9 protein-coding genes are annotated in these 9,793 nt (G+C 59.8%); 3 read left to right on the top strand and 6 right to left on the bottom strand.

Annotation, left to right across the window (positions count from 1 at the left end):
• Positions 1-1,698, bottom strand: a 1,698-nt coding sequence (locus RWM61_RS15015) for an O-antigen ligase family protein (protein ID WP_314002211.1), incomplete at its 3' end; no start/stop codon positions are given.
• Between the two features lie 108 nt (positions 1,699-1,806).
• Here RWM61_RS15015 and RWM61_RS15010 point away from each other — a divergent pair.
• Both RWM61_RS15010 and RWM61_RS15005 read left to right on the top strand, forming a co-directional pair.
• Positions 1,807-2,559: an ABC transporter ATP-binding protein gene (locus RWM61_RS15010; RefSeq protein WP_314002209.1), complete on the top strand. Its 753-nt coding sequence runs from the start codon at positions 1,807-1,809 to the stop codon at positions 2,557-2,559.
• Positions 2,556-3,875 carry an FtsX-like permease family protein gene (locus tag RWM61_RS15005; RefSeq protein WP_314002207.1) on the top strand — a complete coding sequence of 440 codons (1,320 nt, stop codon included), beginning with the start codon at positions 2,556-2,558 and terminating at the stop codon, positions 3,873-3,875. Before RWM61_RS15010 ends, RWM61_RS15005 begins: the two co-directional genes overlap by 4 nt.
• A gap of 138 nt (positions 3,876-4,013) precedes the next feature.
• Here RWM61_RS15005 and RWM61_RS15000 read toward each other — a convergent pair whose 3' ends face one another.
• From RWM61_RS15000 to RWM61_RS14980, 5 genes are all read right to left on the bottom strand, one after another.
• A complete protein-coding gene (locus tag RWM61_RS15000; protein ID WP_314002205.1) occupies positions 4,014-5,096 on the bottom strand; it encodes an HD-GYP domain-containing protein in 1,083 nt (360 codons plus the stop codon).
• Between the two features lie 35 nt (positions 5,097-5,131).
• Positions 5,132-5,827, bottom strand: a complete 696-nt coding sequence (locus RWM61_RS14995; RefSeq protein ID WP_314002204.1) for a GGDEF domain-containing protein — start codon at positions 5,825-5,827, stop codon at positions 5,132-5,134.
• A gap of 28 nt (positions 5,828-5,855) precedes the next feature.
• The gene (locus tag RWM61_RS14990; RefSeq protein ID WP_314002214.1) at positions 5,856-7,490 is read right to left on the bottom strand and encodes a diguanylate cyclase; all 1,635 of its coding nucleotides are present in this window, start codon (positions 7,488-7,490) and stop codon (positions 5,856-5,858) included.
• Between the two features lie 173 nt (positions 7,491-7,663).
• Complete coding sequence (locus tag RWM61_RS14985) at positions 7,664-8,317, bottom strand: DUF6483 family protein (protein WP_314002202.1); 654 nt, start codon at positions 8,315-8,317, stop codon at positions 7,664-7,666.
• A gap of 46 nt (positions 8,318-8,363) precedes the next feature.
• Entirely contained in the window at positions 8,364-9,224 is an 861-nt protein-coding gene (locus tag RWM61_RS14980) for an alpha/beta hydrolase (RefSeq protein WP_314002213.1), read from the bottom strand.
• A gap of 254 nt (positions 9,225-9,478) precedes the next feature.
• On the opposite strand from RWM61_RS14980, the gene RWM61_RS14975 reads away from it, so the two are divergent.
• Positions 9,479-9,715: a DUF1128 domain-containing protein gene (locus tag RWM61_RS14975; RefSeq protein ID WP_314002200.1), complete on the top strand. Its 237-nt coding sequence runs from the start codon at positions 9,479-9,481 to the stop codon at positions 9,713-9,715.
• Positions 9,716-9,793: the final 78 nt, after the last annotated feature.

The following is a 9,793-nucleotide window of genomic DNA, read 5'->3' as shown; positions in this document are numbered from 1 at the left end:
GGCGCGGACCGCGCCGGCTGCACGGGCCGCGCGAGGCGGCTGCCGCGCGTCGACCTTTTCCGCCGCCAACCCGCCCGACCGCGCATCACTCGCTTCCACACGCACATTGCCTGGCCGCGCAAGCCTCGCCCAGCCGAAGCTCGCATCGTCCGCCGCCGCCGTACCAACCCCATGCGCCGCAGCGGTGACGATGCCGCCGCCTTCCGCCGCGCCTGCCCCGTTGTCCCCCCGACCGCCGAACCGCACGGCCAGGCTGAGCAGCAGCAGCCAATAGAAGCCGAACGACATGTCCAGATCGACGGCCGGGTGGAGGAGCAGCACGGAGATCGGCGCCAGGCCCGCGCGTTCCGCTCTCCCTACCCGAATGACGATCAGCGCGATGAACAGGAGCAGCACGAGCAATCCGATCAGCCCGATATTAAGCGCGATGTCCAGGTACCCGCTATGCACCTCGTTGCCGACATAGGGCTGGCTTTGAATGGACCGATGCAGCGTGCGCCACGCATCTCCGCCATAACCGGTCCACGGCGATTCCCGCAGCAGCGCCAGGCCGTCCTCATAGAACAACCGGCGGGCCGCCGCCGTCTCGTAACGGCCCGTTATCCGTGCGGCCGCCTCCGCGCCGACGGTCCGATACAGCACATACACCGCCGACAAGCTCGAAACGCCTGTCAACAGCAAGCCGGCAAAGCCGGAGTGCAGCCCTTTTTTCTCCTCCAACCGCCGAAGCAGCTCATGACCCATCAATGCGACAGCCGCCACGATGACCAGCACAATCGTTTCCGATACCGCCGGCATGCCGGTTCCCGAGCCTTCCGCGGGCCAGCTTGTTCCCGCCGCCCGGACGACCGCACGGTAACCGGCAGCGCCCGCCATCACCGCCCACGCGGAGTGAAGCATCCAAGCGCGCCGGCCGCCTTGGCGAAGCGAAAACAGGCCGACCGCCCAGCCCGCGGCTGCCGCCAGCCATGCCCCGCGCGACTCGGTAAGCAGCAACGCCGTCATGGCGGGAGCCGCAAGCAGCCCGGCAATCCTCGGCATGACGCCGGCGCCGAACCGCCGTTTCCCCGCCAGCCATACTAGCTGGAGCAGCAGCAGCGTGCCGAACGCAGCCCCCGACATATTCGCGTATTGAAAATAACCGTTCAAGCGGGCCCCGACCGCCGTCAGCCGTTCATCGGCGCTGACCATCACAAAATCCGGAAAACGGAACCATCCGAGCCAGCCCGCCAGCGAGCCCCAGACGATAAAGGCCGCAGCCGCCTGGATCGCCGCCGTTAACGGCCGCAGCGAACGGCCGCCGTGAAACCATGTTTCCAGCGTATGCAGAAATGCCGCATATGCGGCCCAGCGCAAGGCCCCGTTCCACGTTCCGAGCGTCGATGCCGGCTCGAATGCCAGCCCGAGCACGAACAGCGCCGACAGCAGCAGCGGCCACACGGCTAACGTGTGCCCGAAAGCGGCGGGAACCGCAACCCCGGCATCCGATCCAGCCGCTGCCCGCCCGAGCCCGATCAACCAAAAAAAACGGTACAAGGCGGAGACGGCGCCTGCGAGCAGTAAGGCGGTCTCCCAACGATAGAACGACACATCGAAATACATGCCGTACCGCAGGGCCGAGACGATCAGCAGCACCGCGATCGCCGCCGCGGAAGCGATACCCGACCCCGCATCGCCGGACTTTTGCCGTTCCGCCATGCCGGACACCCCCCTTTATCATCCGAATATTTCTTAAACGCCGAACAAAGCTTTTTCCCGGTATCGCTCGTTCCTAGAGTAACCGAATCGACGAAAGGAAGAAAGCGAATGATTACGTTAACCCGCATTTCCCATCACTTCCGCCTCGGCAAAAAAGGAAACGAGCGCCAGCTGCCCGTTCTGCAAGACATCGACCTCCGGGTGCGCAAGGGCGAAATCGTTTCCCTCGTCGGACGAAGCGGCTCCGGCAAATCCACGCTGCTTCACATTATCGGCGGCTTCCTCCGGCCGACGGCGGGGACGATCCGGATCGCCGGCGAAGATACGACCGAATACTCCGAAGGCCGCTGGGCCGATTTTCGCTTGCGGCAGATCGGCTTCGTTTTTCAAAGCTTCCAGCTGATTGCCGGCATGACCGCCTGGGAGAATGCGGAGCTGCCGCTCGTGCTGCAGGGGACGGCGCCCGGCGCCCGGCGCAAACGGACCGAAAAGCTGCTTGACCGGCTCGGTCTGCTGGCCTATGCGGATCACTATCCCGGCGAGCTGTCCGGCGGCCAGCAGCAGCGGGTAGGCATCGCCCGGGCTTTGGTGCTCGATCCGCCGCTGCTGCTGATGGACGAGCCGACCGGAAGCCTGGACAGCGACAACGAGGGACAGTTCCTGAAGCTGCTGCGCGAGCTGAACCGGGAACGGGGGCTGACGCAGCTGATTATCACGCATGACGACAATGTCGCCGCGATCGCCGACCGGATGCTGCGGATCGAGGACGGCCGGCTGACCGGCGGCTCCGCTCGCTCCGGCGAACATCCGTCCGGCACGGAAGCCGGCATCCATGCGCCGCAAGGAGGAGTAACCGTATGAAATGGCGCGACCGCTTCCGGTTCGTCCGGCAAAATATGGCCAAAAACAAATCCCGCCTGTTCCTGACCGTGCTGGCGACGGCGATGGGCTGCACGTTCCTGATCATGCTCGCGTCCGTCGCCTACGGCCTCCAGAAAAGCATGATCGATCAAATCACGAACGGGCAGTCGCTCACCCGGATCGAGATGTACGACAGAAAGATCGGAGACGAGTATCAACCGATCGGACGGGCGGATGCGGCCAGGTTCCGGGAGCTTGAGCATATACAGACGGTGACCGGCTTGTTCCGGCTGAACGACGCTTCGGTGACCGATAAGGACGGCAATCCGTCTCCCATCCAGGCGACGCTGGTCGATTTCGCGGACGAGCGGGAGGCCGGGATGGAGCTGTCGGCGGGGCGGATGCCCGAAAATCCGGATGAAATCGTGGTCGGCTATCACTTCTCGCTAGTGCTGCAAGGGGCATCCGGCGCCGGGGAATCCGGCAATTCCGGCAATTCCGGCAGCCCAGGCGAGAGCGCCGCAACGGAAACGCTGATCGGCAGTCCGCTCGTTGTCAAATCAAAGGAAATCGAGTACCCGGCAGACGGGGAAGAAGCGCGTATGCTTGGCGAGAGGGAACAAACGTTTACGATCGTCGGCGTCTTGAAGGCCCCTTCGCGCGAGTACATGCAGGACACCGGCGTCTTGATCGATATCGCCAACTACGCGGATTTGATGCCCAATCTCGCCAAGCTGGAGCCCGAAGCTCCGCTGCATACGGTGTACGTGTACGCAGACAATGCCTCGAACGTGGGCAAAATCTCGAAGCAGCTTCGCGCGGAAGGCTATCGCCTTTATTCGGCCGCCGACTCGATCAAGGAGATGGATTTAATTTTCGCCGTCATGAAAATCGGCCTCGTCTTCGTCGGTACGATCGCCGTTCTGATCGCTTCGATCGGCATCTATAATACGATGACGATGGCCGTGACCGAAAGGGCCCAGGACATCGGCATCATGAAAGCGATCGGCGCGCATCCGCGAACGATCCGGAGCGTTTTCCTCATCGAAAGCGCGGGCATCGGCGTGCTCGGCGCGCTGATCGGCGTCGCCGCCGCCTACTTCATGAGCGCCGCGGTGAACGCCTTCGTGCCCTCGCTGCTCTCCGGGGTGCTTGATGCCGATGCGCCGGAGGATTTCACGTTCTCCTATATCCCGGCTGTCCTGACGATTGTCAGCGTCGCGATCAGCCTGGCCGTCGCCGTGCTCTCCGGGCTGCGTCCGGCCGCGAGGGCGACCCGGATCGACGTCCTCCGCGCCCTGCGCCGCGATCTGTAACCGGTCCCCTCACAAACTTTACAAAGCCAAAAGGGCAATTCCTTCGCAGATTATAAATCTACTTAAGGAATTGCCCTCTATTCGTGGAATATACGTATAGACGCAATATTCGTCCGTGTTTGTGCGATTTGAAGCCCGTTACAGCTCCTTCACGACCATGAGATGCAGATCTTTCTTCAAATCGATCTCATAGGGCGAGGCGGTCGGCATACCGTCCGCTTCGCGCAGGATGCGCACGACCGGCCGATGGACGGCCAGCGGGTTGTTCGCTGAAACGACGCCCACTTGTCCGGTGTTCAGCAATACCGTCGTGGCGACCGGATAAATCGAGATATGCTTGCAGAAAAGCTGGATCAGATCGATGTCAAAGTAGGAGTTGCCGGCCGCAAACAAATATTCGATCGCATCGGACGGCGTGTGGCGGTTTCGATAAGAGCGCGGCGAAGTGAGCGCGTCATAGACGTCTGCAATCGCGACGATCTGGGCATATTCATGGATTTCCCCTTTTTTGAGCCCGCGGGGATATCCCGTTCCGTCATAGCGCTCATGATGCTGCAAGGCGCAATGAGCGGACAGCAGCGAAATATCGTGCTGCTGGCGCAATATGTCGAAGCCTTCCGCCGCATGCCGCTCCACGACGATGCGTTCATCGGGCGACAGCGGCATCGATTTGGACAACAGTTCCCGGGGAACCTTGGTCATGCCGATGTCGAACAGCAGGGCGCCGACCCCGAGGTCCTCGATCTGATTCCGGTTGTAGCCCTTGGCGATCCCCATAATACCGGCCAGAATGGCGACATTGACGGAATGGTTGAATAAATAGGCATCGGCGACATGAATGTTCGTCAAGCTGTACATCACGTCCTTGCGGCCGATCAAATCCTGAATGATATGGCCGAACACGGACCGGAATGTCCTTCCCATCTCCGGGGCGACCGCCCGCCCTCTTGTGGCCGGCATGTCCATGACGGAGCCGACCGTTTTATAGATCGTCTCCACTGCCGCCTTGCGCGTCTCGTCGCGCACGACCTCGTCGGGTATAATATCCGACGTATGCCCTTCGTCTATATAAACGATATCAATGCCCATATCTTTTAACCTTTCGATGAACCGGTCGCTTAAAGCGATTCCGGCTCCCAAAAGGACATTGCCGTTCTCCCTCAGTATCGGCCTCGCGAGCTTGTCGCCGGCCTTTACCGAGTTGATGTGAACTCTTCTCATGTCATTCCCGCCTTTGACGAATGGGCCGCGAGGGATCAGGCCTGGAGCACGTCTAGGTGACCTTCCTTATTCTCCGACTTGCGCACTTCTTTATCATGATACATCCGTTGGTCGGCCGCCTGCACCAACTCATTCAAGGTGCGGCCATGATCGGGAAATACCGCCGTCCCTACGGCAGCGGATACACGAACGCCGATGCGCAGCGAAAGCCGCTCAAGCGCATTCTCGATCGCATCGCGAACCGAAACCCTGCCGCGGCTTGCTCCGTAAGGGCAAACAAGCAGGAATTCGTCTCCGCCCCAGCGGGCGACGATTTCCCCCTTGGCCGCGCAGCCGCGCAGGGAATCCGCTATCATGAGCAGCACCTGATCGCCTGCCTGATGCCCGTAAGTATCGTTGATCGCTTTGAAATCGTTAATATCGACGATGGAAACCGACATTTTCTTATCGCGCTTGCCCGCCTGCCTGGCCAGCCGCGGAAAGCACGAAACAATAAAAGCCCGGTTGCCGACGCCGGTCAAGCAATCGGTATCGGATTTCCGTTTGAGTTTATCATACTTAAGTCCGAGGTACCAGCCTGCCGGAAGAGTGAGGGACAAGAAGAACGCCGCGGCCAGAGACAGCGCTCCCGGCTCCGGCATCGACCGGTTCATCCAAGCCGCGAGCCCCAGCGTTACGGTTCCCGTCACAAGCGTATAGGCGACTGCCGCCATGCGTCCTTTGCACGCCATTGTCCTACACCTCCCGAGAGATAAACCTTCAGGCAATCGGTTCCGCGGCGACGATTCTGTTGCGGCCGCCGTTCTTGGCTTCATACAGCGCGATATCCGCCTTTGCGAACAAATCCCGCAAATAAATCTTCGGATTGTCGACGCGCGCGCCTTCTCCGCTCTCGACCGTAAGCACGCCCATGCTGATGGTGACGGCGACCGTCTCGTCGTCATACCCGGTGGCCACCCGGTTCGACGATACGATTTCCTTCACCCGTTCCGCGAGCATGAACGCCTGCTCACGGTTCGTATGCGGCAAATACACGGTGAATTCCTCGCCTCCGTAACGCGCCAAAATATCGGTGCGCCGGAGCGATTGCTTAACCGCCTCGGCCGTGCTCTTGATCACCTCGTCGCCGACGAGATGGCCGTATGTATCGTTAATGGATTTGAACAGATCGATATCGAACAGGAAGATCGCAAACGGGATGTTGTATCTGACGTTTGTCATCACCTCGTGCTCGAGCTGCTGCATCAAATAACGGCGGTTGAAGCAGCCTGTCAGGCCGTCCGTTATCGCCATGTATTCGAGCTTCTGATTGACCTGATACAGCTCGTCCTGCATCGCGATCAGCGCGCGGTTCCTTTCCTGAAGCGCCGCGTTCTGGAATCGGGATGCTTCAACGAGCAGACGCAGCTCGCTCACATCCTGAAAGGTCAGCACCCGTCCGACCAGCCTGGAGCGCTCTGCGATCGGTTCGCAATGCACGACGACATGGCGGAAAACGTTATCTTCGCCCAGCGTGATTTCGATTTGCGCAGGCATCGGCGGATCGGACCGGTAAGCATGAACAAACGGTTCCATAGACCCTTCCGTCTGCAGCGGCGCCAGAAACTCCTCGATCGTAAAACGGTCGCCTGCCCGAATATCGAGCAAATTGCGAAGCACTTTGTTGGCCTCCAGCACGACATCGTGCTCGTCCAGCACCAGAACGCCCGTAGACATGCTGTCGACGACATTCGATTGGGCGATCCGGACGATTTCGAATACGCGGTGACGCTGAATCGCCACGACGAAATAGAAGGTGGACAGGACGATGCCAGCGGACGTCAGGCCCGGTATGATGGGAAGTATCGACGCCAGCACGATGTTGACCAGCACGTCCCCCAGCGCGAAGGCCATCAAAATCGACATGCCCGTCATCGCCATCTTCATCTGCCTTTTATGCCGAGGCGCGACCCGCCCCCCAAGCGTATTCAGGATCAGAACGAATGACAGCGCCACATAGGCAAGAAGCACGACGACCATGACCCAGAACAAAGGACCGTAATCGCGCCGGACATAACCGCCGTTCAGGGGAGCCACGAAAGAGTTGCCGGGGTTCAGCAATATACCGAGCACCATGAGGAGCGTCGGAGCCGAGAGCAATATAAGCGTTCGTCTGTTTAAATAGTAAGATTTCCCTGCCAAAAAGATGGTAAAGACCATCCACCCGAGCCCGAGCATGGCCAGCCCGACATAAGAAGCCTTAAGAAATAGAAGCTGATACACCGGCTCGCTCACCGTCGAGATGGCGAACTGGCATAATGGCCATAGCATAAGAAGCGAATGAAAAAGCAAATAAACTTTGTGAAGTAAAGTGACCGTGTTGTTTAAGAAAACGTACAGTAGCAATACCAGCATGACGAGAAACAAGCCGAAATCCAACCATAAAACGTATTCCAATTAGGTCACCCGATTACCTTCAGCGTTAATAATTCTACACTATCTTAGCATAAATAGGTTTTGAGAGACAATTGATGTTATCATTTTTATCGACAGTAAATTACAGTTTGATTAGCGATTTCCGGTATTCGCTACCGCACTCCTTGTTCACGGATTTCGGCCAGGCCTTGCTCGACCTCCGCTCGCGGCAAGCCGCCTGCGGACAGCCGATCGTCCGGCAATTGAAGCAGCCTTTCATAGAAAGCGGCGGCTTCCTCCACCGCGGCGCTTCCGTCCTCCAGCCGTTCATGCAGCCAGTTTTCCGCTTCGTCATACCTTCCCTGCCGTTCCCTCCACTGCGCGATCAACAGCTTCAGGGACGGAGACAGCTCATAATCGCGCAGCTTGTCAAGCAGCGCCTCCGCTTCCTTTTCCGGATCGGACAGACTCTCTTCCGCATCAAGCGCGGTGAGCCGAATATGTAAAGCAAGCGATTTGATCCGGCAGGCGCAGCTTTCCGCTTCCGCCCCCCGATCCTCGTGAATGCCGCCCTCTTCGCGCAGCATAAGCGCGATCGCCTGCAGCGAGACCGTATCCGCCACTCCGTTCGTAGTGAGCAGCTTGACCAGATCCTCATCCGAAAGCGTATGGACGAGGCGGGACTGCAGCCTAAGCCCGCGATCGTACAAATCCCCGATCGCCTTCAGCGCCTCGACATGCTCCTTGCGCTGTCTCAGGCCCATCACCCGGCCGACGGCCTCAGTCACCTGTTCGATCATCCTCATCATATAATCCCTTTGAAACATCCGCTTCTTCGCCCTCTCCCGCATGCGCCGCCACGGCGTTTGATCGTTAAACGTCTGCCCGCGCACCCGAGCCGCTGAGAAGCCGGACGGCAAAACCGCGGATTTCGGCCGCCATCCGCTCCGGCTCCTCCAGCATGCCCATGTGTCCGCTCCCGTCCAGGAGAACGAGGTGCACCGATTCCGATTGATGATCGCCGAACGTCGCTTCCGACGCAATCACTCCATCCTCTTTGCCGGCCAGCAGAAGCACCGGAACCTCCGCCCTCGAAATGACCGCGTTGCGGTCGGGACGCACCTTCATTCCCCTCACGGTTGCCGCCGCCCCCGCGGCGGAAGTGCCGCGGCCGATCTCCTTCGCGAAAGCGATTTGCTCCTTCATCGCGGCGGCGCGGGACTGCGCAAAAAGCTTCGGTACGAGCCCGTCGGCAAATACGCCGATCCCTTGCGAGCCTATCGTCTCGACCGCCTTGTCCCGGTTGGCCTTCGCCGCGTCCGAATCGGCATTGGCGGTCGAGTGGACCAGACCGAAGCCGGCCAGCTTGTCCGGATATTTCTCCGCAAAAGCCAGCGTGACATAGCCGCCAAGCGAATGGCCGATGAGGACGGCGCGCTCTTCGGCTATTTCGCCGAGCAAGCCCGCGATGTCGTCCGCAAAATCGTTCATGTCGTACACATCGGCGTCCGGGGCCGTCGACGAGCCGTGGCCTCTCAGATCGGGAACGACCACTTTGCCGATGTCCGCCAGGTGCGGCAGCACGTCGCGCCAGTAAGCCGAGCTTCCGCAAAATCCGTGCAGCAATATCAGCGCAGGATCGTCGAACGACCTCTTCGCCCCCTCCGCGCAATAAGCGATCGTTTCCCCGGTCGGCAATTGCGCCTGCCGGTTGGCTAGCGTGATCGGTTCCATAAGCCGCACCCGACCTTTCCTTAGGATATAGTTTGGAAGCCCTCTTTCGAAGCCTCCTGATGCATCTCCCTTATTTTACCCATCTATCGGGCGGCAGACACGCAGCCGGAAAGGCGCGGGCCACGGCCGGATTCCGCTGCCTCCATTGTATCGATTCGCGCGGCGCACCGCAATGATGGCGGCGCGCCGCGCTTCATGGTACAATACGATCGGGCGGCGAACGGGCCGACAACGCGCAAGCAAGGGGAAGGAAGATGGAAGTGGCGAATCTGGACGAACCGACACAAGAGAACGTGCAATATATGATCGAAGCGATCAAAACCAAGCTGAGAATGGCGACGGGCGCCGCCATGCAGGCTTCGCATTTCAGCGTCGAACGTTACGGGGAAATCAGAGAGCTGTACGAAATCGTTTCCGGCAAAAACAAATTCAGCATCAGCGAGGTCGAAGCGCTCGTAACCGAATTGGGCCAACTTAGAAGCAAAGCCTGATTCGGATATCCATGGACATTCGCACACGAACCGGCTGATAAAGGGAGCGCCTGCGGGCGCTGCCTTTATCAGCCGGGC

The organism is uncultured Paenibacillus sp. (genome assembly GCF_963515335.1).
Lineage (GTDB): Bacteria > Bacillota > Bacilli > Paenibacillales > Paenibacillaceae > Paenibacillus_I.
This window is presented reverse-complemented; position numbering and strand designations above follow the sequence as displayed.

What these genes read in the sequence shown, in the direction of transcription:
- RWM61_RS15010 (WP_314002209.1), top strand. Translation starts at nt 1,807, where the DNA reads ATGATTACGTTAACCCGCATTTCCCATCACTTCCGCCTCGGCAAAAAA.
- RWM61_RS15000 (WP_314002205.1), bottom strand. Translation starts at nt 5,096, where the DNA reads ATGAGAAGAGTTCACATCAACTCGGTAAAGGCCGGCGACAAGCTCGCG.
- RWM61_RS15005 (WP_314002207.1), top strand. Translation starts at nt 2,556, where the DNA reads ATGAAATGGCGCGACCGCTTCCGGTTCGTCCGGCAAAATATGGCCAAA.
- RWM61_RS14985 (WP_314002202.1), bottom strand. Translation starts at nt 8,317, where the DNA reads ATGTTTCAAAGGGATTATATGATGAGGATGATCGAACAGGTGACTGAG.
- RWM61_RS14975 (WP_314002200.1), top strand. Translation starts at nt 9,479, where the DNA reads ATGGAAGTGGCGAATCTGGACGAACCGACACAAGAGAACGTGCAATAT.
- RWM61_RS14990 (WP_314002214.1), bottom strand. Translation starts at nt 7,490, where the DNA reads ATGCTGGTATTGCTACTGTACGTTTTCTTAAACAACACGGTCACTTTA.
- RWM61_RS14995 (WP_314002204.1), bottom strand. Translation starts at nt 5,827, where the DNA reads ATGGCGTGCAAAGGACGCATGGCGGCAGTCGCCTATACGCTTGTGACG.
- RWM61_RS14980 (WP_314002213.1), bottom strand. Translation starts at nt 9,224, where the DNA reads ATGGAACCGATCACGCTAGCCAACCGGCAGGCGCAATTGCCGACCGGG.